Origin of the sequence: Sporolactobacillus spathodeae (assembly GCF_016908935.1) — a bacterium.
GTDB lineage: Bacteria > Bacillota > Bacilli > Bacillales > Sporolactobacillaceae > Sporolactobacillus > Sporolactobacillus spathodeae.
This window is the reverse complement of sequence record NZ_JAFBEV010000004.1, coordinates 59,481-83,472: the sequence shown is the minus strand read 5'-3', so window position 1 is coordinate 83,472 and position 23,992 is coordinate 59,481. Positions and strand designations below refer to the sequence as shown.

Sequence of the window (23,992 nt, the reverse complement as noted above, 5' to 3'; positions counted from 1 at the left end):
ATAAGGAGAAATAACTATGTCTCTTATTACCGATGTATATGCACGCGAAGTGCTTGACTCTCGCGGCAATCCGACTGTTGAAGTTGAAGTTCATACAGAATATGAAGGCTTCGGCCGTGCGCTTGTACCAAGTGGCGCATCAACGGGCGAACACGAAGCTGTTGAGCTTCGCGACGGCGACAAAAGCCGTTTTGGCGGCAAAGGTGTTTTGAAAGCAGTAGAAAATGTGAATAAACTGATCGCTCCTGAAGTTATCGGCATGGAAGCATCTAATCAGGTTGCCATTGACGCTGCGATGATCGCACTTGATGGAACGGAAAACAAAGGCAAACTTGGTGCAAACGCGATTCTTGGTGTTTCCCTTGCTGTTGCTCAGGCTGCAGCCAATGAACTCGGTCTGCCGCTCTATCGTTACCTCGGCGGTGTCAACAGCAAAGTGCTGCCGACTCCGATGATGAACATCCTGAACGGTGGCAAGCATGCGGACAACAGCGTTGACTTCCAGGAATTCATGATTATGCCTGTTGGCGCAAAATCGATCAAAGAAGCCGTTCGTATCGGTGCTGAAGTTTACCACGCACTGAAAGGCGTACTTTCGGCTAAAGGCCATCTGACGGCTGTCGGCGACGAAGGCGGCTTCGCACCAAACTTGAAGAACAACGAAGAAGTGCTTGACACGATTATGGAAGCTATTGAAAAAGCAGGCTACAAACCGGGCGAAGACGTTAAACTGGCGATCGACCCTGCTTCTTCCGAATTGTTCGAAGACGGCAAGTACAACTTCAAGGGTGAAGGTGTTGTTCGTACAACCGATGAAATGGTTGACTACTACACGAAACTCGTTGACAAATATCCGATCATTTCGATCGAAGACGGCCTTGACGAAAACGATTGGGAAGGCTGGCAGAAACTCACGAAGGCACTCGGCAATCGTGTACAGCTCGTCGGCGACGACTTGTTTGTAACGAACACCGACTACCTGAAGAAAGGTATCGACCTCGGCGTTGCCAACGCAATCTTGATCAAGGTTAACCAGATCGGTACGCTGACTGAAACACTGAACGCGATCGAAATGGCACAGAAAGCTGGCTACACAGCTGTTGTTTCTCACCGTTCGGGTGAAACAGAAGATACAACGATTGCTGACATCGTTGTCGCAACGAATGCGGGCGAAATCAAGACAGGTTCCTTGGCACGTACGGACCGTATTGCTAAGTACAACCAATTGATCCGCATCGAAGACGAACTGAAAGCAACTGCTCAGTATCTCGGTGACGATTCTTTCTATAACATCAAGAAATAATCAAGCACCAAAGAAAAACGCTCCGCCTGTAAAAGGCGGGGCGTTTTTTTTGTGCGCCCGGCATCGACAGAGTAGGTCGCAGCATCGACAGAGTAGAGCGCGGCATCGACAGAGTAGAGCGCAACATCGACAGAGTAGAGCGCGGCATCGACAGAGTAGAGCGCGGCATCGACAGAGTAGAGCGCAACATCGACAGAGTAGGTCAAGACATCGACAGAGTAGAGCGCAACATCGACAGAGTAGAGCGCGGCATCGACAGAGTAGAGCGCGGCATCGACAGAGTAGAGCGCGGCATCGACAGAGTAGAGCGCGGCATCGACAGAGTAGAGCGCGGCATCGACAGAGTAGAGCGCGGCATCGACAGAGTAGAGCGCAACATCGACAGAGTAGAGCGCAACATCGACAGAGTAGAGCGCTAGGCATCGGCTGAGGCATAAAATTGCAACATGTTTTTTGCGTAAGAAAGGAGCGAAGGCGCGCTGGCGCCTTGCGGGAAAAGCGAGCCAAGTGAGACCCCGCAGACTTTAGCCTGTTCGAGGAGGCTCACGGATCGCCCGCGGCAAGCGAGCAGCCGGAGCGCAGTTTTTGCAAAAATAAGACTTGGCTGCGCCAAGTTTATTTCATGACCGCATTCATATCAATGAATCCAAGTGATAAATGGGTGCAAATGAAAATGTATCAAAAAAATATTTTCCCCTTCTAAAAAAAATGAACATTTCTTTACCAATATCAGGGGATACTTTACATTGAATGTCACTTTCGATAAGATCAAGATTACCGCCCACATTATGTCGAAAAAAGTCGGAATATTAGAATTCCACAAAAGAGAGACTGGATAAATGTGCGGGATACAGACAGAAGGGATATGTTAAGGTGAAGCTTTTTCGTAAGAAGTCTATGGAGTTTATGGCCAGGCAGACGAGTGGCGATAGGGGTCTAAAAAAGGCATTGGGTGCCTTTGATTTGACTATGCTTGGTGTCGGTGCTGTGATTGGAACAGGAATTTTTGTTATGACAGGTGTTGTCGCTGCCTTGTATTCAGGGCCAGCAATTATTCTCTCATTTATTTTTTCAGGACTCGCCTGTGCGTTTGCCGCATTGTGCTATTCTGAATTTTCCTCAATGATTCCATCGTCAGGTAGTGCCTATACATATAGTTACACGGTATTCGGCGAATTAATCGCTTGGATACTTGGCTGGGATTTGATTCTTGAATACGGTCTTGCCTGTTCAGTCGTTGCAAGTGGCTGGTCCGCTTATTTCCAGGCGCTGATTCACGGATTCGGGTGGCAGCTGCCACACGCGATCAGTTCTTCCTTCAACCCGGCCCAAGGCACGTATTTTGATGGCATGGCGGCTGTTATTCTACTCGTTCTCGCATTAATTTTAATCAGCGGCACGAAGGAATCCGCTCGGATCAATAATATTGTTGTTTTGGTGAAAATTGGCGTTATCCTTCTTTTCCTTGCCGTCGGTGTTTTCTATGTTCGTCCATCAAATTGGACGCCATTTATGCCTTTTGGTTTCAGTGGCGTCATAAAAGGTGCGGCGACAGCTTTTCTTGCTTACATTGGCTTCGATGCTGTGTCATCGGCTTCAGAAGAAGTGCGCAATCCGCAGCGCGATATGCCGATCGGAATTCTCTCATCACTCGGTATCTGCATGGTGCTCTATATTTCTGTGTCGATTGTACTGACTGGCATGGTTCCTTATCGTCAGTTAAATGTTGGTGATCCAGTGGCATTTGCGCTACAAGTTATTCATCAGAATTGGGTAGCAGGCTTTGTCTCACTCGGGGCTATTCTGGGCATCACCACAGTTCTGTTTGTGATGATGTACGGACAAACGCGACTCTTCTTTGCAATCAGCCGTGACGGATTATTACCCCAACCCATCGCGCAACTTGTGGGCCGTGCAAAAACGCCTATTGTCGCAATTGGACTGACTTGGTTGATGGCGACAATTTTTTCCGGACTCATCCCGCTTGATAAACTCGCTGAGTTGACGAATATCGGTACGTTGTTCGCGTTTATCATGGTCGCGCTCGGTGTCTATATTCTACGTATCAAACGTCCGGATTTGGATAGAAAGTTCAAGGTACCATTTATTCACGTCGTTCCTTTTCTTGCGATTCTCAGCTGTGGTTATCTAATGATCCATCTTTCTGGAATTACGTGGGGCTTCTTCTTGATTTGGCTTATTGTTGGTTTGGTGATTTACTTCAGCTACAGCTATTGGCACAGCCTTGTCGGTCTATCGGATAAGAAGAAAGAAGCCACTGAGTCTTAAGTGCACGCCTCCCAAATGATACGGATAGGTGATGCTTCTTTTGCGAGAAGCTGATTGCCGCCACATAAAAAATAGGACAGCCCGACGTGCCGTTTGCAAAATTAATGTTCATGTGAATATAAGCGATGGATTTTAAGGATGTCTCAAAAACGCTGAGACATCCTTTTTTAAGATAAAAATGTATAAGATTTTGCACAAAAAATGGAGCGGAGGCGCGAGACGCCTGCGGGACCAGCGTGCCAGCGAGCCCCCGCAGACTATAGTTTGTTTGAGGCTCGTGGTGCGCTCGCGGCAAGCGAGTGACCGGCGTTCCATTCCTTCGATTTTTCTAAACGAATTCAGGCATTTACTTTTCCCAAGCTTCTTGATAGATGCCGTCGTTAGCATGAAAAGGCAGGCGCAATTTCCTCTGCTTTAATTCCTGCAGAAACCCCATCCTTAAGCAATTCTTGCATGTGTGATACTTAGGAAGCTTAATGCAAAAGAAAAGTAAATTATTATATAGATATATTTTAAATAAATCTGTGATGTAGATCATATGAAATTGGAAGATCGTTCATTATGATAAACGTAAATGTGAACTATCATTAACTATTTTGTTACCGCTATTTGACTTTTGCTGAAAGAAAATAATTGGCAAAAAAAGTGCGGTGCAAAACACCAATCAACCATACCTTTAGGTTTTGAGTGAAAAATTGCAGGCGGGGGGAAATGCAATGGGTCCAAAAGAACCGACAATATATGAAAGCGCTTTACAAAAAGGCTATTCCAGACGGACATTTTTGAAAATGTGTGCGGCTCTTGCCGCAACGATGGGATTGGACTACACACAGACTGCGCAGGTCACGCACGCAATGGAGACAAAGAAGCGCGTGCCTGTCATTTGGTTACAGATGCAAGACTGCACGGGCTGCTCGGAATCATTTATTCGTTCTTCCTACCCCAAAGTCGAAAGCGTTATCTTCAATATGATTTCGCTTGAGTATATGGAAGTGCTTTCTGCCGCAGCTGGTTTTCAGACAGAAGACGCGGAGCAGAATGTTTTAAAGAAATACAGCGGCGAATACGTTCTTATTGTTGAAGGAAGTGTTCCGAGTCAAGTTGGCTACTTGAGCATCGGCGGCCGGTCTGGACTTGATTTGCTGAAAGAAGCCGCGGCACATGCAAAAGCGGTGCTCGCTTTCGGCACGTGTTCGTCATGGGGAGGCATCGCCAAGGCGAAACCGAATCCGACTGGTGCACAGCCCATTTCAGCAGTGCTCGGCGGTATACCAATCATTCGCGTCCCCGGATGCCCACCAATTGCTGAAGTGATGACTGGCGTGATTGCGCATATTGTGACATTCGGCCAGCTGCCGGAGACTGATATGCTCGGTCGCCCGAAGGCGTTCTATCGGCACCGAATTCATGACAAATGTAATCGCCGCGCCTATTTTGACGCCGGCTTGTTTGCAGAATCTTTTGATGATCCGAATTTAAAGGCAGGGTATTGTCTGTACAAACTGGGATGCAAGGGACCAACGACTTACAATTCATGCGCTGAAATGCGCTGGAATGGCGGCGTCAGTTACCCGATTCAATCGGGCAATCCATGCATCGGTTGCTCGGAACAAGACTTCTGGGATAACGGACCTTTCTACACGCATCAGGCAAAACTTCCTTTCACTCAGACAACGATTAACCCTGAGAAGTGGGGCGCAGGCATTGTCGGCGCGACGGCGGTTGGCGTGGCGGCGCATGCCGGCATAACATTCACAATCAAGCATCATAAAGAGAAAGAACAAGACAGAGGTGATCGCAATGAGTAAACGTGTTGTTGTCGATCCGGTGACACGAATTGAAGGCCATCTGCGAATTGAAGCAGATGTTCAAAACGGTAAAATCACGGATGCATTCAGTTCAGGTACGGCCATTCGCGGCATCGAGTTAGTCGTTAAAAATAGAGATCCGCGAGATGTCTGGGGCTATGTACAGCGTATTTGCGGTGTTTGCACGTCAACCCATGCACTTGCAAGTATTCGTGCGGTAGAAGATGCGCTCGGCATCCGTGTTCCGCAGAATGCAAATCTGATTCGCAATTTAATGAATGAGGCTGTTAACCTGCATGATCATGTGGTTCATTTCTATCATCTCCATGCATTTGACTGGGTTGATGCAGTCAATGTTTTAAAAGCAGATCCGAAAGAAACAAGCAAGATTGCTCAATCGATTTCCAGTTGGCCGAATTCTTCGCCTGGCTATTTCAAGGATGTGCAGACGAAGATTAAGAAAGTCGTTGACAGTGGTCAGCTGGGCATCTTTGCGAATGGCTATTGGGGTCATCCCGCTTATAAACTGCCACCAGAAGTTAATCTTTTAGCTGTGGCCCATTATCTGGAAGCTTTGGATTGGCAGAAAGAAATTGTAAAAGTACACACGATCTTCGGCGGGAAGAACCCGCATCCGCATTATCTGGTTGGCGGGATGGCCACACCACTTGATATTAATATGGATAATGGGATTCACTCAGAAAAGCTGGAACTCGTCGACCAATTGATCAGCCAAGCTCATGACTTTATTAATCAAGTCTATATACCGGATTTGATGGCGATCGGTTCCTATTATAAAGATTGGGGAACAAAACAAATCGGCGGCGGATTAAACAACTATCTCTGCTACGGCGATTATTCGACGAAAGATATACGGGATATCAATCTTTATCGCGCGCCACGAGGCATCATCCTGAACGGCAATATGAATGAAGTATTGGATGTCGACCCAGCAGACCCGAACCAGGTTCAGGAAGGTATCGATCATGCTTGGTATAACTACGATGGCAAAGCAGGCGGCAGCCGGCACCCATGGAAGGGTGAAACCAACCTGGATTACAGCGGCCCACAAACGCCCTATAAACATCTGGATACGAATGCCAAATATTCATGGATTAAAGCGCCACGTTGGAAAAATCAGCCGATGGAAACAGGACCGCTTGCTCGCGTGATGGTCGGCTATGCGAAAAATAAAGGCGATTATCGCCCGATCGTCGATGATACGCTGAAAAAGCTCGGCTTACCGGTGAAGGCGCTTCAGTCGGCACTGGGCCGAACAGTCGCCCGTGGTCTGGATGCGAAAATGCTTACGGGTTGGATGCGCGAGGATTATAATAGCCTGATCAATAATATTAAAAGCGGCGATCAAACAACTTTTGACAATTCCAAATGGGAACCATCCACCTGGAAAAGCCATGCCTTCGGTGTTGGCACAGTCGAAGCGCCACGCGGCGCACTTGGCCATTGGATCGAAATTGAAAATGGCAAAACAAAAAATTATCAGGCCGTTGTCCCGACGACGTGGAACGCTTCACCAAGAGACGCTAAAGGAGTCATTGGAGCCTACGAGTCTTCACTGCATAATGTTCCTGTTGCGGATATGGATAAACCCTTGGAAATTTTACGTGTTGTTCATTCCTTTGATCCGTGCCTTGCCTGCGCTGTCCATTTGACGGATACGAAAAACAGCACATTGACCTCCGTCCATGTGGAGTAAGGGGGAACGTATATGAATACAGTTGAAGAAAGCAGTACTGCTTTCGAAGCGACACCGGAAAAAGCGAACAAATTGGTCAAAGCGGGAGAACCAAGTGAGCACGAAGCGCTTCACGCCCGTTTGATCCGTTCGATCTATGTTTGGGAAGCACCGATACGGATTTTTCACTGGGTGAACGCAGCTTCGATCATGCTATTGATGCTTACCGGCATCTATATTGGTCATCCATTTTTCACCCCGGAGAATTCCGGAGATGCTTATTCTCATTTTTTCATGGGCTGGGTACGCGATGTACATTTCTTTACCGCGTTTATTTTCACAGCCAATTTGATCTATCGCTTCTATTGGACGTTTAAGGGCAATCACTACGCGAAAAGTCAGATTCTGCAGAAGAATTTTTGGCTTGGTTTGATTGAAGTCATAAAGGGCTATCTTTTTCTTCCCAATCACAAACCGCATTATATCGGTCACAATCCGCTGGCACAATTAAGCTATTGGATCTTTATCGGTATTGGATCCGTGATTATGGTACTGACCGGCTACTTTCTTCTCTTTCAACCGCAGCCGGATAGCATCTATGGTAAATCGTTTGCTTGGGTTCTCCCCTTATTTGGTGGGAATGATTATCAAGTTCGTTCTTGGCATCACCTGGTTGCCTGGGGATTTATGCTATTTGTTGTTGTCCACGTCTATATGTCGATTCGTGAAGATTGGTTGAGCCGAAATGGCACCATGTCATCGATCTTTACCGGTTATAAATTCGAACCTGCTGCTCGCGCCTACGCAACCGCTGAAAATCGAGCGACGGTGAGCCAACCAGAAAAAGTGACTGTGCTCGGCATTGGCAACACGCTTTATTCGGATGATGGACTTGGTTTGGAAGCCTTACCGGAATTGCAAAAGGCGCTCGCTGATTTTGAAAATATTGAAATCGTTGACGGGTCGACGGAAGGGATGCAGTTGCTTGGTCCGGTGGAAGCGACGAATCGGTTAATCGTTGTCGATGCGATTAACGCCGATACGGAACCGGGAACGGTGATTGAGCTTACAAAAGAAGAAATTCCGTCATTTAACGGCATTAAGATGTCTGTTCATCAGATCGGTTTTCAGGAAGTCATCTCCGCTGCTCAGCTGCGTGATCGATTGCCGGAAAAAATGGTGATGATTGGCCTGCAACCAGCGTCGCTTGAGTTGAATACTGAGTTGACCGATAAAATTCACCAATCTTTGCCTGAACTCGTTCAGCGCGTCCGGCATCAAATCGAAAATTGGCGGTCTGAATAATGGATCGGCGGTCATTTTTTAAAGAGCTGGCTCGTAGCTTGACAGAGACTGGTAAAGAAGTGCTTTCGCCGATTATCGAGAATGACTTGGAGAAGATTGACCGGGCATCCGATATCCTTCAGGGACAGCGCTGGGTTCCGGTCGCCTCGCCAAGCGAAGGCTATGAAGAACAACTGGTGAATGGTCAGCTGATTGGTCTTTTTCGCGAGGGTGATCAGGTTCGCGCCTTTGATAAGAAATGTCCGCAATGCCGGGAATTGTTGCAATGGATCGCGTATGATCAGAAATTACATTGTCCGGAATGCGATTTATCCTATTCATTTGTCAAGAAAGAAGGAGCTCTTGCGCCTTCTTTCTATGCTATAAAAAAAGATGAACAGGGCTTTTGGGTCGCATTTCCGAAATAAGGGGTTTTCTCATGCATGAAATGGGCCTGATGGAAGATGCTTTGGAGCTAGTCGCTGAGGATGCAGAAAAGCATGCGTTTCAATCCGTGGATAAAATATCATTGATTGTTGGCGATCTGAGTAATGTTCTGCCGGATGCCCTACGTTTTGCTTTTGATGCATTCCGTGAAAGTGGTCAGATTCCGATTTTGTCGCAGCAGGCGTCCTTGGAAATTATTCCTGAAAAAGGGTTGGCAAAGTGCGCGGTATGCGGGATAACGTATGAGCCAAACGCGTTCATCGCCACTTGTCCCGAATGTGGCATGCCATTCGGGGTGCTTCTTGCCGGAGAAACGTTTAAAATTGAGTCATACGAAGGGAGTTGAACGAATGAAAATTACGCTGGAAAAGAATGTAATGGAAAATAATGACCGTGCTGCGGCATTCAATCGACAATTATTTAATAAAACAAAAACACTCGTCATCAACATCATGAGTTCGCCCGGTGCCGGCAAGACAACTATTTTGGAGCGAACAGTTGCTGAACTGTCGAAAGACTATCATATCGGCGTGATTGAAGGCGATATTGCTACAGAACGTGATGCGGATCGGATCAGGAAAAAAGGTGTCGAAGCGGTTCAGATTGCCACGGAGGGTGAATGCCATCTGGATCCGCGGATGGTTGCGAAAGTGCTGCCAGAACTCGATCTGGATGCTATCGATATTCTGTTTATTGAAAATGTCGGCAATCTTGTCTGCCCTTCAGAATTTGATTTGGGACAGAATCATCGGGTTGTTGTGCTAAGCACACCGGAGGGCAATGATAAGATTCCGAAATACCCGTTAATGTTTCACGTCACGGAACTTGCGTTAATCAATAAAGTAGACTTGCTGCCGCACGTGTCCTTTGATCTGGACAAAGCCCGCGAAGATTTAAGGGCGATTCAACCGAATTCGCGTCTGATGCCAATTTCCGCGAAAAGCGGCGAGGGATTCGAGACGTGGATCGACTGGATTCGGGCCAACCTAGAGGCATGTCAGAAGCACTAAGAATTATTGTTCGCGGCCGCGTCCAGGGCGTCGGGTTTCGCCCGTTTATCTATCAGCTGGCTACGAAAAATGGTTTAAATGGAACCGTCCAGAACAATATGGACGGCGTACGGATTATTTGGGAAGGGCAAAGGTCAGTTATTCTTCAGGCAGTCTCAGGGATTAGCCGCATGAAGCCGCGCCTTTCACGAATCGATAAAGTAGAGACGACATGGATTCCAGCGCGTGGGTTCACTGATTTTTCGATCATTCCAAGTGAAGCATCTGGACAGTCATCGCTTGTGATTCCTGTTGATTCTGCGACTTGCGCGGACTGTTTGAAAGAAATGCGCGACCCGTCTAATTTTCGTTACCATTACCCGTTCATTAATTGCACGCAATGCGGTCCGCGCTATACGATCATTGACGGTCTGCCTTACGACCGAGCGCTAACTTCGATGGCGACGTTCCAAATGTGCGACCGCTGTGAAGCGGAATATCGCGATCCGAGCAATCGCCGCCATCATGCACAGCCGATCGCGTGTGCACAATGCGGCCCTCACGTGACCCTATTCGATAGTACAGGCGACCGACTAGCTAGTCGCGATCAAGCGGTTGAGCAGGCTGCAGAGATGCTCGCTATCGGAAAAATTATCGCGGTTAAAGGTATTGGTGGCTTCCATCTGGCCTGTGATGCAAGAAGCAGCGAATCTGTTGAACGGCTTCGGAGCCGTAAGGGACGACCGCGAAAACCTTTGGCGGTGATGTGCCGGAACGTAGCGGCGGCAGAACGGATTGCCAATGTATCTGAAAAGGAACAAGCCGTGCTACAAGGCCCGGAAGCGCCAATCGTGTTGCTTCGGAAAAATGCGTCATGCGATGAGCTGCTTTCAGCCGTTGTTGCTCCTGGTGTTCGCACGATTGGTTTAATGCTTCCGTACACACCGCTCCATCACTTGCTTTTTGACGAAGGCAGTTACGACTATTTGGTCATGACAAGCGCCAATCCATCGGGTCTGCCGATGATCTTTGAAAATGAGGGCATACTTGATGCGCTTCATGGTTTAGCTGATGCGGTGCTGCTGCATAATCGCCGGATCTTGCATCCTGTTGATGATTCGGTGGTCCAGGTGTCGGAACAGGTGCCCTTTTTCCTCAGGCGTTCGCGCGGCTATGTTCCGGATCCAGTTGATGCAGGGCATTTGGTTGACGGAATTGTTGCACTGGGCAGTCAGATGAAAAATACATTTGCGATCGGAAGGGAACGCCAAGCCATTATCGGTCCTCATCTTGGTGATCTCGAAGCGGAAGAGAGCCTCGAACACTATCAAAAGACGCTTGACCACCTACTTCACTGGACAGGAATCAAGGTAAAAGCTGTTGCACGGGATATGCACCCACTTTATCGCACGCACGATTTTGCTGAGACATTCGACGTTCCTGTGATTGAGGTGCAGCACCACCATGCGCATCATGTCGCCTGCATGGCTGACAATCAGCTTCATAAACCTTGTTTTGGCATTGTTCTTGATGGCACGGGTTACGGCCCGGACGGCACAATTTGGGGTTTCGAGGTCCTTCACGGCGATGCATCGGGCTATCAGCGGCTTGCCCACTTGCGCGCTACGCCGCTTCCAGGTGGCGATCGAGCAGTACGCGAACCTTGGCGCAACGCTGCTGCGATGTTAATCAATCTGTTGGGCGAAGAAGGCAGCCACTTAGCCGATGTCCTTTTTCCTGAGTACCAAAAAGAAATTCGAATTATTGATAGAATGATAGAAAACAAATTGAATTGCCCAATGGCGGGCACGTGTGGACGACTTTTTGACGCAGTCAGCGCTATTCTCGCGATTTGTCGTGTTTCAGACTATGATGGCGAAGCAGCGATTGAACTGTCAGATGCCTTTGATCCAGACGAGCAGCAGTCTGTTTCCTGTTATCCCTTTCAATTAACCGAAGAGGCAGGTCTCCTGCAGATTGACTTTTCATCAATGATACGGCAAATTGCGTATGACCAACTGAACGGAACGGATCGTGCGCAGATTGCACGGCGATTCCATGAAACAGTCGTTGCCGCCTGTGTGCAGACGATTTGCCGACTCCGGCAGCGGCAGCCGGCACTTAGCCAGACCGTCGTTCTTTCTGGCGGCAGTATGAGCAATGGCTATTTATCACGACGCCTCGTGCAATCGCTTGAAAAACAGGGTTTTTCAGTATACATCCACCATCATTTCCCAAACGGGGACGGCGGGCTATCGCTCGGCCAGCTGATGATTGCGGCTTGCCAAAAGAGGGATTGAGCGGATGCTTGTGTCGGTGAAAAAAAGAGAACAACCAGGAGGAGAAGCACAATGTGTGTTGGCGTACCAGCAAAAGTAATTGAAAAAAAGGATTATACTGCGTTAGTTGATGTGATGGGAACGAGAATGGAAGTCGGCATTATCTTTGTGCCGGATGTTGAAATCGGCGAGTATATTATTGTTCATGCCGGGCAAGGCATGTCAATTATCGATCAGAACTTTGCACAGGCAAGTATTCACGAATGGGAGAAGATGGCCAGTGCAAACGTTATTTGAACCGCAAGATCCAGCAGTCGCAAAGAAATTGGCTCAGAAACTGATCCATCTGGCAGATAGTTATCGCGAACGAACAGGCATCATGCCGACATTTATGGAAGTTTGCGGCTCGCATACGATGGCGCTGGCGCGGACTGGTGTCAAATTGATTCTGCAGGGACATGTCCGTTTGCTATCCGGCCCGGGCTGTCCCGTCTGCGTGACCGATCAAAAACAAATCGATGCGATGATCGAACTCGCGGAGTCAGACGATCGAATTGTCTGCACCTTCGGCGATATGATTCGTGTGCCCGGTTCAAAGCGAAGCCTGCAAAGCGCGAAAACAGAGGGTCGAGATATTCGGATTGTCTACTCGCCACTTGACGCGGTGCGTATTGCCGAAGAGAATCCTGATCGCGACGTTGTTTTTCTCGGTGTCGGTTTTGAGACGACTGTTCCTGTTCTGGCTGCAGCGCTTCAGCTCGCTTATAAGAAACAATTGAAAAATTTCTCGATGTGGGCCACAACAAAACTGGTTCAGCCGGTTTTGCGAACATTGCTGACAGAAAAACATGTTAAAATCAACGGTTTTTTGTTGCCAGGCCATGTATCAATCGTTCTCGGTCAGCATGCCTATCAGTTTCTTGTTGATGAATTTCAAATGCCTGGGGTGATTAGCGGCTTTGAGACGGTCGAGATGCTCAGTGCAATCTATCAGCTTGTCAAAATGCTCGATGCGGATCATCCGGCGATTATGAATAACTATAAAAGTGTTGTGCGGGAGAATGGCAATCCGGCTGCTCAGAAGCTGATGTTTGACTATTTTGAGCCGTGTGACGAAGCTTGGCGCGGCATCGGCATGATCCCGCAAAGTGGACTCGATATCCGTGAGAAGTATGCGGCTTATAACGCCAAGAAAAAGTTCAAAATTGAAGTTGGCGAACCGAAAAAAACACGTTGCCGTTGTGGTGATATGATCTGCGGACTGGCAACGCCTGAGGAGTGCATCCTGTTTGGCAAAGCCTGCACACCGCTGCATCCGGTCGGTCCATGTATGGTATCAACCGAAGGTGCCTGCTCGGCTCATTACGCTTATATGAGAAAGGATGGGTAAGCCAATGGATCGCAAAATAACACTTGCGCATGGTGATGGTGGTGAACTAGCCCATAAGCTGATTCAGCAGATTTTTGTTTCAGCATTTGGCAATACACGTGAATCGCATTTCGACGCTTCTTTTCTGTCGCTCGATAGCGGCCAAATTGCTGTGACGACGGACAGTTTTGTTGTCAAGCCACTCTTTTTCCCAGGCGGTGATATCGGCAAAATCGCGGTGTCTGGAACGGTCAATGATCTTGCAGTCGCAGGGGCTGTGCCGCTTTATTTAACAGCCGGATTTATTATTGAAGAGGGCTTTTTACTCGCTGATTTGCGTCAAATTGTGCAGTCTCTCGCTGATGAAGCGCGTGCGGCGGGTGTCCGCGTCGTTGCCGGCGACACAAAAGTTGTGGAAAAGGGCAGTGTTGATGGCGTTTATATCAACACGGCTGGAATCGGCATTGCACGTAGCGGGAAAACCGTTGATCCGAAAACCATTGAAAGCGGCGATGTTGTGATTACGAGCGGCACAATCGGTGATCATGGGATAGCTATCCTTGCCGCGCGCGGGGAACTTGGTCTCGTTACCGATCTAAAGAGCGATTGCGCGCCGCTCAATCGGATGATTGACGCAGTCATGGATGCGGCTATCGCGGTTAAAATGATGCGCGACCCGACGCGTGGCGGCGTTGCGACGACACTGGTTGAAATCGCGGAAGACTTTAAAGTGACCATTCAATTGCAGGAACAGGCGCTCCCAATCCGTCGCGAAGTCGTCGGTGCTTGCGACATTCTTGGCTTCGATCCACTTTATCTTGCTAACGAGGGAAAAGTATTAATGATTGTGCCCAAAGCAGAAGAAGAACGTACCTTGGCGATATTACGTCGTTTTCCCGAAGGCGCAAATGCTGCAACGATTGGCGAAGTCACGGATACAGAAAACGGAAAATTATTGCTTGAGACACCACTCGGAAGCCGGCGCCGGTTGCATCGGCTTTCTGGGATGATGTTGCCACGGATTTGCTGAGCACGCTGTTTTTCTTTTTCAGACCGTTGTACAATGGAACTGCAGACCTAGCCACGTAAGAAGTTTTGGATGAATAGAACAAATGAAGGGGTGTTTTCAATGAGTCCATTAAATATCGGCTTCCCAGGCCTGATTATGATTCTGATTATTGCTCTCGTTATCTTTGGACCGTCAAAGCTGCCGGAAATCGGCAAGTCATTCGGGCGTTCCTTGCGTGAATTCAAGAAAGCGACTCAAGGTCTTGTTTCCGATGATGAACCCGTCAAAGAAGAGAAGAAAAAGAATGTCGTAGAAGCCGAAGCTAAGGAAGCACCTGCTGACGAGAAAAAATGAGGAAAGAAGCGGGAGGCACCATGAGCGATAATGAGAACAGCATGGCGCTGATGGATCATCTTAACGAGCTAAGAAAAAGAATTATCTTTGTCTTGGTTGGCTTTATTGCCAGTTTCGCAGTTTCGTTGTTTTTTGTTCAGCGGATCTACCATTGGCTGATTTATGATTTGAATGTGGGCGCTAAGCTGACCGTGCTCGGACCGTCTGATATTCTCAAAATATATTTCCTGATTGCTGGTTTTATGGCGATCGTCCTGACACTTCCGCTAATTCTTTGGCAGTTATGGGCGTTTGTTTCTCCAGCGCTGACGCCGAAAGAACGACGGCTCTCACTTTCGTATATACCGCCAATCTTTCTGCTGTTTCTCGGTGGACTTGCATTCGGCTATTTCGTCATCTTCCCGAACATTCTTCATTTTCTTATTCGTTTGAATGGCGGAATGTTCCAAATGATGTTCACGACAGATAAATATTTCGGCTTTCTGATCAATCTTGTTCTTCCCTTTGGCATTATCTTTGAATTGCCGGTAGTTGTTGTCTTTCTGACCACGCTCGGCATTCTGTCGCCTCAGAAAATGCGCAAGATGCGTAAAATGGCGTATTTATGCCTAGTCATCCTGGCAACGATGATTTCGCCGCCGGATTTTGTCTCACATTCCATGGTTGCTGTGCCGCTGCTCTTGCTCTATGAAATTTGTGTGTCCGTCTGCGGCGTGGCCTATCGCCGCCGGCAGAAACGGCTTGCGCGAGCAGAGCAAGAACTGAATGCAACGGTCTGAGAGAAACGCGTATCTGTGCGTGTTTAGGAAATGTTCACCTAATGTTCAAAGCTTTTTGTAAAAAAATAATCTTTGTAACCGCTTTTAATCTATAATTATTGTAGAAAACATAATAGCTGATAAGGTTTTGTAGACTTGAGAAAACCGTAGAAACGAGGAACGCTCTGCTCCTTCTGTTTTTACGGTTTTTTTTCGTGGCGTTTTGCAGTACGCATGAAGATGTGATACAGATCTGTATTCGCGGATTTCAGAAATCAGCTGATGAGGAGGAAATCTCATGACAGAATGTGTGGAAACGGATGTAGCGGTAATCGGTGGAGGTGTGACAGGTGTTGGCGTTCTCCGCGATTTGGCGCTTCGTGGTATCCGGGCAGTTTTAATCGAAAAAGGCGATCTTGGGCATGGGACGTCGACGCGCAATCATGGGCTATTGCATTCCGGATGCCGTTATGCGGTCCGTGATCCGGAAGCTGCGATTGAGAGTTATCATGAGAATCTGATTCTGAAACGGATTGTACCCGGCTCAATCGAGCGGACCGATGGGTTGTTTGTCAAACTGCCTGAAGACACGGACAGCTATGCGGAGAAATGGCTCGCTTCTTGCAAAAATCTTGGCATTCCGGTTACGGAAGTGGCGCTAGAACAGGCTTTTAAAGAAGAACCCTTTCTTAATCGAAAGGCTCAGGCTGTTTTTGTAGTTCCTGACGGAGCGATTGATGATTTCACGCTGCTTATCGACACAGCCGAGGATGCCAAGCGACACGGCGCTCACGTTCTGACGTACCATGAAGTCACCGATCTGATGATTGATCAGGGGCGAGTGAGCGGATTGATCTGTAGCGATACAACATCGGGCAAGCAAACAGAAATTCACGCGCCGATCGTTGTCAATGCCGCTGGGCCGTGGGAAGGAAAGATCGCTAAATTAGCGGGTATTCATTTCGAAATAATTAACAACAAAGGGATGCTTGTTGTCTTCAGTCATCGTTTTAATAAACATGTGATCAATCGGTTGCGGATGCCGAGTGACGGTGATATTTTCGTTCCGGCACACGATGTGACGATTTTTGGCACGACAGGAAAAAATGTCCGTGATCCAGAAGACTTTTCGCTCAACCGAGCGGAGTTGGACGACATGCTCGCGCAAGGACGCGCGCTGATTCCGACCATTCGCGAGATGCGCTTGATTCGCGCCTACGCGGGAAGCCGGCCGCTCTATCAGGCACATGCCGCGAGCGGCTCTAGTGGGCGTGATGTGACGCGCGGTATGGCATTGATTGATCACGAAGCGCGGGATGGCATCGCCGGTTTGATTTCAATTACAGGCGGGAAGCTAACGACCTTCCGTCTGATGGCTGAAAAGACAGTTGATCTTATTTGTGAAAAAATGGGAATTAATGTTGCTTGCACGACTGATCAGATCCCATTACCGGATCGCCGATCAGAAGCCTTTCTAAGGCAAGAACAGCTCGCGCCTGCAGCGAAAAATAAATTATTTCACTGGGCAGGTACGCATACCGCCGAAATCAAAACGCGTTTAAAAGCAACCCAGGCCGGTCAAGTTCTCTGTGAATGTGAACAAGTGACATGGGCGGAAATTGAAGCAGCAATTCCCAAACAAGGTCCCTTCAATCTCGGCGATATTCGGCGACGGACACGGCTTGGCATGGGTCCGTGTCAAGGCACGTTCTGCCAATTTCGTGCTGCAGCACTTGCCGGTGAGAAAGGCGTCACATCCTGCCACGAGGCAGACCAAGCGATTTGCCGTTCCATCCGCGAACGACAAAAAGGAATGGCCATTGTCGCGACTGGAGAGACGGCAAAACAACTGCAATTGATGGATGCGATTTACAAGGTATCGCTCGGCTTCCAGAAGGAGGAGAAAGCTCATGTATGATTTAGTTGTTATCGGGGAAGGTTTGTCCGGCTTGCTGACCGCTATCGCCGCGAGAAAACAGGGATACCGTACCGCCCTGATCACAAAAGGTGCAGGACGGATCATTCAGTCGAGCGGTCTATTTGATCTCATTCCCGGTTCTGACTCCGATCTCGATGCGTGGTTCCGATTCCATCATTTGACGAGCAACCAAAAAATAGATGTTGCTGCGGCAATTGATCGTTTCAAAGACCTGATGAACCGCCTGCATCTCCCTTATTCAGGGAATATTGACCACCCGGTATCGGTGATAACGGGTTCGGGACATCTGAAAAAGACGGTGCTCTATCCTGCGACTGTTACCCCGATTCCCGATCAAGGTTGCGCTGTCATTATCGATTTTGATGAACTGAGCGATTTTCAAGGACATTTTGCGGCAGCTAATTTACGCGCGGACCGTCCTCAACTGAATGTCCATTGGCTTAGCCTTCATTTAGGCATTCATTCGCAGCGTACCTTAAACCAGTTGGATTTTGCACGGCTGCTTGAGCAGGAGCAAGTGCGCAGGACGTGCATTCGTCAAATACGCGATCAACTTACGGAGCGGCGGATCAACAAACCGGATTTGCTGATCTTTCCCTCTGTTCTTGGTGCGGATCAGTGGCAAAAGGTTGTTGGCGATTTCCGCCAGGCATTCGCTGCGCGACTGACAGAGGCTCCGGGTCTTCCCCCAAATGCATCGGGATACAGATTATTCACGGCTTTACGCTGCGAGGCGATGCGACTTGGCGTGCGTTTCTACCTCGATGCGGCAGTAATGGGTGGGGAAATAGCGGCGAATCGTCTCCTATCGGTCACCTACCAGACGAGTTTCAGCACCGGCAAGCTTTCTGCAGCATATTTTGCTTTAGCGACGGGTGGTTTGCTCGGTGGCGGTTTGGAAGCAACAGCAGAAGGCGTTCGCGAGTCGGTGCTGCATTTGGCTTGTGATCGCACGGGACATGTCACAGATCTGCCTGGTAATCTTTACCCGATCGGCGCTTCGCAAGGACTAGCGCATACCGCCTGCGGGATTACCGGCGGCGTGTTCACACTACTCAGTAGTAATCAGGCACTTCGCGCGATGGATTCTGAAAGGGAAGGACGTGAGTGCCATGCTTGAGTGGCATGTCCTGAATGAAACTTTTGAAAAATGTTTAAAATGCAACGCTTGTGTTGCCAACTGCCCAATTACGGCAAATACGCTTGCTTTCGGGGGTCCGAAACATCTGGGACCCGAACGCGCACGGTTGGTTGAAAATCAGAATCCAATTGACGATAAGCGTATTGAGTATTGCACACTGTGCGGCACATGTGATCGCTCCTGTCCGGAGAATGTCCCAGTATCGACGCTGATGGCTTACGCCAAAATGCGTCATCAGGAACAAACGGGATCATCATTTCGTGATTTTGTGCTGAGTAATGCCGAGCTCGTCGGTAAAATGGCATCCGGGTTCGCGCCGATCACGAATCTTGCCATGCGTACCAAACCGGTTCGCATCGTAATGGAAAAAGTGATGCATATGGCCGCAGAGCGGCACTTTCCTGCGTACCGCTTTAAAAATTTCAATCGTACGTTTGCCTCAAGCGAAGCCAAAGCCGCAGAAATTCATATACCGAAACTATCAAAACGGAAGGTGGCTTATTTTGTCGGCTGCTATGCCAGCTATAACGCGCCAGAGGTCGCGGATAGTTTCATGCAAGTGATGCGTTTTAACGGCATTTCTGTCCTGAAACCGAAACAAAAATGCTGCGGGATACCGATGCTGGCCAATGGCCGGATGAAACAAGCAGCCAAAAACGCGGCTTACAATTGCGAGCAGCTGCTGACTTATGTGCACCAAGGCTATGATATCGTGGCGACTTGCACAAGCTGCAGTCTCGCATTGAAAAAAGAATATCGTTCGCTGCTGCAAAGCGATGCGGCAAAAGAACTTTCAGCGCATGTTTATGACGCCAGCGAGTATTTGCGAATGCTTCAAGAAAACGGTGAATTCAATGAGAACCTGGCGCCCGTTGAACAGACAGCGGGTTACCATGCACCTTGTCATATGCGTGCGCAGGCGATGGGCAGTCCGTCGCTTGATATTCTTGAAATGATTCCCGGTTATTCGATTCAAGACCTTGGCGAGGGATGCTGCGGACAATGCGGGACCTTTGGTTTTAAAAAAGAAAAATATGCGGTGTCGCTTCAACTTGGCAAGCGGATGGCTGAGTCCGTTCATGCGTTAGGGGCGGAGACAACCGTAACCGAATGCGGCATGTGTAAGAATCAGCTCGATCAGTTGACAGATAAACCCGTACGCCATCCACTACAAATTCTTGCAGCGTCGTACCAAAAGGCGGCGGCGCACGCTCCGACGGCAGCTAGGATCTAATGGGTCACAAGGCGGATGAGTGGTGAAACTATTGCTCTTCGCTTGTCCATATGGTACATTATAGACTAATGAAGTGTGTCCAAAACCGGAACGCACGATAGCGGCGGCAAACGCGGGAACACATTTTAAATTACGGGATTTGTTATCGGGATTGGAGTGCAGTGTATCGATGCATACGTTTTTGACCATTGTCATGCTTATTTCCGCAATCATTATGGTGGTGCTTGTACTGCTGCAGAGAAGCCAAACGGATGGCCTGTCTGAAGCGATCACAGGTGGTGCGGAACAATTATTCAGCAAACAGAAAGCAAGGGGTATTGAAGTCGGGCTAAACCGGCTGACGATCTTTTTCTCCATCGTCTTTTTTCTCTGTGCTTTTTTGCTTGGCTACTATTTCAAATAATCAAACCGGGAGGACAGCTGCGAAGCCGTCCCTCCGGTTTTTTTCGAATTTAAGTATATAGACTTTTGCGAAAAGTGGAGCGAAGGTGCGCGACGCCCGCGACAAGCGAGCAGCCATCGCAATTTTGCAATAATCGACTTGGCGTAGCCAAGTTTATCTTATGCGGAAGATTCATTTAGACCTGAGCGGCAGCATGACGTATAATAGATTGGAAGAACTTACTAAGGAAAGTAATGGCAACATTGTCGGGGAGGGTGATTCAGGTGCAAGTCAGGCAGCCAAAGCCCTTTTTCTTAGAAGGCGGACCCCGCGCTGTTTTGCTGCTGCATGGCTTTACAGGAAATTCGGCAGATGTTCGCCAACTGGGTCGGTTCTTGTCTCAGGCAGGCTATACGTGTTACGCGCCGCATTATCGGGGGCACGGCGCGCCGCCGGAAGAACTGGTTCGCAGTACCCCGGAACAGTGGTGGCAAGATGTGCGTGATGCCTTTTTATTTTTGAATCATCAGGGCTATCATGAAATCGTTGTTTGCGGCTTGTCAATGGGCGGGGTATTTTCATTGAAATGTGGTTACACTTTCTCAGTGAAAGGGATTATTCCGTTATGCGCGCCGTACAAGCCTGGCAAGGCGGAACGGATTATTGCCGGAGCAATGCGCTACGTTGAACGAATCAAGCATTATCAAGGTGTTCAGGAGCCGGAGCTTTCAATTGAATTGGCGGCGATCCGGGAAAAACTTCCAGCACTCGTTGCACGTATGGCTGATGCGATTGACCAGGTCCAAGAGAATATTTATCGGATTACAGTGCCGGTGTTTGTTGTCCAGGCGCGTCAGGACGAAATGATTGATAGCAGCGGTGCAAATCTGATTTATGAAAAAGTTCATGCATCAAAGAAACAATTGAAATGGTACGAACAATCCACACACGTGATCACGTTAGGAACAGAGAAAAAACAAGTCTTCCAGGATATCCTTGCATTTCTAGGCAGCCTGGACTGGTCTGATTCCTAAATCAAGGAGGTTTTTACATGGCAGACGAACGTATTCAGGAAATCCTGAATTTTATGCGCGAAGAAACATACCGACCGATGACACTGAAAGAGCTTGAAGAAGCATTCGGCGCGCAGCAGACAGAAGACTTTTCCGAATTCGTCAAGACACTTAATGAATTGGAAGGGGAAGGTCTGATTATTCGCACGCGATCAGACCGTTATGGCTTGCCGGAGAAGATGAATTTGATGAAAGGCCGCGTGCAAATGCATGCTAAAGGCTTTGCATTTATCATTCCGGAAGAGGAAGGGCTTGATGATGTCTTTGTTGGGCCGAACGATCTCGCGGGTGCGATGAACGGTGATACAGTTGTCATCCGTATCGCGCCAAAGAAAGAAGATGCACGCGGCGACCGCGCGGAAGGCACAGTGATCCGCATTCTGGAACGGGCGGTAAAAAAGGTAGTCGGCACCTTTAACGCTGGTAAACATTTCGGCTTTGTCATTCCCGATGACAACCGGATCAAGAGTGATATTTTTATTCCTGAAAACGCCGAGCATGGCGCGATGGAGGGACATAAAGTCGTTGCGGAGATTACCAAATATCCCGAAGGACGAAAAAACGCGGAAGGTATGATCACGCAGATTCTTGGACACAAGAATGATCCGGGCATTGATATTCTCTCAATTATTTATAAACATGATTTGCCGCTTGAGTACCCGCCGGAAGTAATGGCTGAAGCAGAAGCCATTCCTGATCAAATCAGCGAGAAAGATTTGGAAGGACGTCGTGATCTGCGCGGCGAGACGATTGTCACGATCGATGGCGAAGATTCTAAGGACCTCGATGACGCGGTCACGGTTAAAAAGCTTGCGAATGGCAATTATCTGCTTGGGGTACATATTGCCGATGTCAGCTACTATGTACGTGAAGGGTCGGTGCTCGATAATGAAGCCTATACGCGTGGAACGAGCGTTTATCTCGTTGACCGTGTGATTCCGATGATTCCGCACCGCTTATCAAACGGTATCTGCAGCTTGAATCCGCATGTGGATCGCTTGGCAATCAGTTGCCAAATGGAAATTACGCCACAAGGTCTTGTGGTTAATCATGAGATCTTCCCGAGCGTGATTCGCAGCACGGAACGAATGACTTATAATAATGTTCGGAAAATTCTACAGCGCGAAGATGATCAGGTGCTCGAACAGTATCATGATTTAATTCCATTTTTCGACCTGATGGCTGAACTTGCGAAAATACTTGAAGATCAACGCAATGCACGCGGAGCGATTGATTTTGATTTTACCGAAGCGAAAATTATTGTCGATGAAAACGGCAAGCCGATTGATGTCGTTGTCCGTGAACGAACGGTAGCGGAACGACTGATCGAATCATTTATGCTCGCAGCCAATGAGACGATCGCAGAACACATCGAGAAAATGAATCTGCCATTCATCTATCGTGTTCATGAAGAACCGAATTCTGAGAAACTACAGAAATTCTTTGATTTTGCCGTTAATTTCGGTTATGTGCTGAAGGGATCGCCGGAGCATGTCCATCCGCGCACGCTACAGTCGCTGCTTGAGAAAGTCAAGGGGCAGCCAGAAGAAGCAGTAATTAGCACGGTTATGTTGCGTTCGATGGCCAAAGCGAAGTATGATGACAAATGTCTCGGTCACTTCGGATTGTCTACTGAATACTACACACATTTTACTTCGCCGATTCGCCGCTACCCTGACTTGACGGTTCACCGGTTGTTGCGCAAATATTTGTTCGAAAATCAACGTGATGCGAAAACTCAGGAGTACTGGCGCCAGGAAATGCCGGAAATAGCCAAGCATACCTCGCTTTGCGAGCAGCGCGCGGTTGAGGCGGAACGCGACACGGATGATCTAAAGAAAGCTGAATACATGCAAGATAAAATCGGCGAAACCTTTGATGGTGTCGTCAGCGGCGTGACCAACTTCGGCTTGTTCGTCGAGTTGCCGAACACAATCGAAGGACTCGTCCACATCAGCTATCTGACCGATGATTATTATCGCTATAGCGAGGAAAACATGGCTTTGATCGGCGAGCGAACCGGCCATCTGTACCGGATCGGCGATGAGATTCAAGTGCGCGTGCTCGATGTCAATCTCGATGAACATGCGGTCGACTTCGAAGTTGTTGGTATGAAACCGCAGAAACCGCGGCAACGGAAATCGCGGCCAACGATTATTCAGGATAAGCCGGGCGACAAAAAGCCGAATTTCGGCAACAAAACTGGCGATCGCCGGAACAGCACCAATAATCGTGGCGGACGTGGCAGCAATTCGCAGCGCAGAGGATCGAATAGCTCGGGACGAAATAATAAAAGTGACACACGCTCCTTTGTGAAAAACAAAGGACGGAGCAACTAATTTTAGTAACGTCAGTTTATTTCGTTGCTCGGATGGCGATTCATATGTACCCATCTTGACTTGATAAGAACATTTTAAACGGCAGCCTTTTTCGTCTCCATCAACTCCATCGATGGCCAGGCGAGATTGTCTGCCTTTTTGCACAAAAATCCAGCGAGGTGTTCTGGCGCCTTGCGGGAACAGCGAATCAAGTGAGACCCCACAGATTCTCGTTTATCTGAGGAGACGTGCGGCGCCTGCGGCAAGCGAGCAACCGAAGCGCAATTGTTTAAAAAGGACTTGGCTATGCCAAGTTTTTC

At 48.4% G+C, this 23,992-nt stretch carries 21 protein-coding genes; 20 read left to right on the top strand and 1 reads right to left on the bottom strand.

Going from position 1 to position 23,992, the window contains the following annotated elements; genetic code table 11:
- Positions 1-16 precede the first annotated feature (16 nt).
- The gene (gene eno, locus JOC27_RS03080) at positions 17-1,303 is read left to right on the top strand and encodes a phosphopyruvate hydratase (protein WP_205005541.1); all 1,287 of its coding nucleotides are present in this window, start codon (positions 17-19) and stop codon (positions 1,301-1,303) included.
- Here the strand turns inward: eno and JOC27_RS03075 are convergent.
- A complete protein-coding gene (locus tag JOC27_RS03075) occupies positions 1,285-1,509 on the bottom strand; it encodes a hypothetical protein (protein WP_205005540.1) in 225 nt (74 codons plus the stop codon). The two genes, eno and JOC27_RS03075, sit on opposite strands and share 19 nt — an antisense overlap.
- Before the next feature lie 667 nt (positions 1,510-2,176).
- Between JOC27_RS03075 and JOC27_RS03070 the strand changes: the two genes are divergently transcribed.
- From JOC27_RS03070 to rnr, 19 genes are all read left to right on the top strand, one after another.
- On the top strand, positions 2,177-3,592 hold the full coding sequence (locus JOC27_RS03070) for an amino acid permease (protein ID WP_205005539.1): 1,416 nt from the start codon (positions 2,177-2,179) through the stop codon (positions 3,590-3,592).
- A gap of 716 nt (positions 3,593-4,308) precedes the next feature.
- Positions 4,309-5,400 carry a hydrogenase small subunit gene (locus JOC27_RS03065; protein WP_205005538.1) on the top strand — a complete coding sequence of 364 codons (1,092 nt, stop codon included), beginning with the start codon at positions 4,309-4,311 and terminating at the stop codon, positions 5,398-5,400.
- Positions 5,393-7,117, top strand: coding sequence for a nickel-dependent hydrogenase large subunit (locus JOC27_RS03060; RefSeq protein ID WP_205005537.1), 1,725 nt, complete (start codon positions 5,393-5,395; stop codon positions 7,115-7,117). Before JOC27_RS03065 ends, JOC27_RS03060 begins: the two co-directional genes overlap by 8 nt.
- 12 nt (positions 7,118-7,129) lie before the next feature.
- Complete coding sequence (cybH, locus tag JOC27_RS13640) at positions 7,130-8,401, top strand: Ni/Fe-hydrogenase, b-type cytochrome subunit (protein ID WP_205005536.1); 1,272 nt, start codon at positions 7,130-7,132, stop codon at positions 8,399-8,401.
- Entirely contained in the window at positions 8,401-8,808 is a 408-nt protein-coding gene (locus JOC27_RS03050) for a Rieske (2Fe-2S) protein (protein ID WP_205005535.1), read from the top strand. The genes cybH and JOC27_RS03050 overlap by 1 nt, the downstream gene beginning before the upstream one ends.
- Positions 8,809-8,819: 11 nt before the next feature.
- Positions 8,820-9,173: a hydrogenase maturation nickel metallochaperone HypA/HybF gene (locus tag JOC27_RS03045; protein WP_205005534.1), complete on the top strand. Its 354-nt coding sequence runs from the start codon at positions 8,820-8,822 to the stop codon at positions 9,171-9,173.
- A 4-nt stretch (positions 9,174-9,177) separates the two neighbouring features.
- The gene (gene hypB / locus JOC27_RS03040) at positions 9,178-9,837 is read left to right on the top strand and encodes a hydrogenase nickel incorporation protein HypB (protein WP_205005533.1); all 660 of its coding nucleotides are present in this window, start codon (positions 9,178-9,180) and stop codon (positions 9,835-9,837) included.
- Positions 9,822-12,116: a carbamoyltransferase HypF gene (hypF, locus tag JOC27_RS03035; RefSeq protein ID WP_205005625.1), complete on the top strand. Its 2,295-nt coding sequence runs from the start codon at positions 9,822-9,824 to the stop codon at positions 12,114-12,116. The genes hypB and hypF overlap by 16 nt, the downstream gene beginning before the upstream one ends.
- Positions 12,117-12,167: 51 nt before the next feature.
- Positions 12,168-12,392 (top strand): HypC/HybG/HupF family hydrogenase formation chaperone, encoded by a 225-nt coding sequence (locus JOC27_RS03030; RefSeq protein WP_205005532.1) that lies wholly within the window; start codon positions 12,168-12,170, stop codon positions 12,390-12,392.
- On the top strand, positions 12,376-13,485 hold the full coding sequence (gene hypD, locus JOC27_RS03025; RefSeq protein ID WP_338062760.1) for a hydrogenase formation protein HypD: 1,110 nt from the start codon (positions 12,376-12,378) through the stop codon (positions 13,483-13,485). Before JOC27_RS03030 ends, hypD begins: the two co-directional genes overlap by 17 nt.
- Before the next feature lie 4 nt (positions 13,486-13,489).
- Entirely contained in the window at positions 13,490-14,494 is a 1,005-nt protein-coding gene (hypE, locus tag JOC27_RS03020) for a hydrogenase expression/formation protein HypE (RefSeq protein WP_205005530.1), read from the top strand.
- A 99-nt stretch (positions 14,495-14,593) separates the two neighbouring features.
- Positions 14,594-14,827 (top strand): twin-arginine translocase TatA/TatE family subunit, encoded by a 234-nt coding sequence (locus JOC27_RS03015; protein ID WP_205005529.1) that lies wholly within the window; start codon positions 14,594-14,596, stop codon positions 14,825-14,827.
- A gap of 20 nt (positions 14,828-14,847) precedes the next feature.
- Positions 14,848-15,606, top strand: coding sequence for a twin-arginine translocase subunit TatC (gene tatC, locus JOC27_RS03010; protein ID WP_205005528.1), 759 nt, complete (start codon positions 14,848-14,850; stop codon positions 15,604-15,606).
- A gap of 277 nt (positions 15,607-15,883) precedes the next feature.
- Complete coding sequence (glpA, locus tag JOC27_RS03005; protein WP_205005527.1) at positions 15,884-17,503, top strand: anaerobic glycerol-3-phosphate dehydrogenase subunit GlpA; 1,620 nt, start codon at positions 15,884-15,886, stop codon at positions 17,501-17,503.
- Positions 17,496-18,644: an FAD-binding protein gene (locus JOC27_RS03000; protein WP_205005526.1), complete on the top strand. Its 1,149-nt coding sequence runs from the start codon at positions 17,496-17,498 to the stop codon at positions 18,642-18,644. Before glpA ends, JOC27_RS03000 begins: the two co-directional genes overlap by 8 nt.
- On the top strand, positions 18,637-19,899 hold the full coding sequence (locus JOC27_RS02995; RefSeq protein ID WP_205005525.1) for an anaerobic glycerol-3-phosphate dehydrogenase subunit C: 1,263 nt from the start codon (positions 18,637-18,639) through the stop codon (positions 19,897-19,899). The genes JOC27_RS03000 and JOC27_RS02995 overlap by 8 nt, the downstream gene beginning before the upstream one ends.
- Positions 19,900-20,068: 169 nt before the next feature.
- Positions 20,069-20,302: a preprotein translocase subunit SecG gene (secG, locus tag JOC27_RS02990; RefSeq protein WP_205005524.1), complete on the top strand. Its 234-nt coding sequence runs from the start codon at positions 20,069-20,071 to the stop codon at positions 20,300-20,302.
- A 263-nt stretch (positions 20,303-20,565) separates the two neighbouring features.
- The gene (locus JOC27_RS02985; RefSeq protein ID WP_205005523.1) at positions 20,566-21,315 is read left to right on the top strand and encodes an alpha/beta fold hydrolase; all 750 of its coding nucleotides are present in this window, start codon (positions 20,566-20,568) and stop codon (positions 21,313-21,315) included.
- A 17-nt stretch (positions 21,316-21,332) separates the two neighbouring features.
- A complete protein-coding gene (gene rnr / locus JOC27_RS02980) occupies positions 21,333-23,693 on the top strand; it encodes a ribonuclease R (protein ID WP_205005522.1) in 2,361 nt (786 codons plus the stop codon).
- The last annotated feature ends 299 nt before the right edge of the window (positions 23,694-23,992 follow it).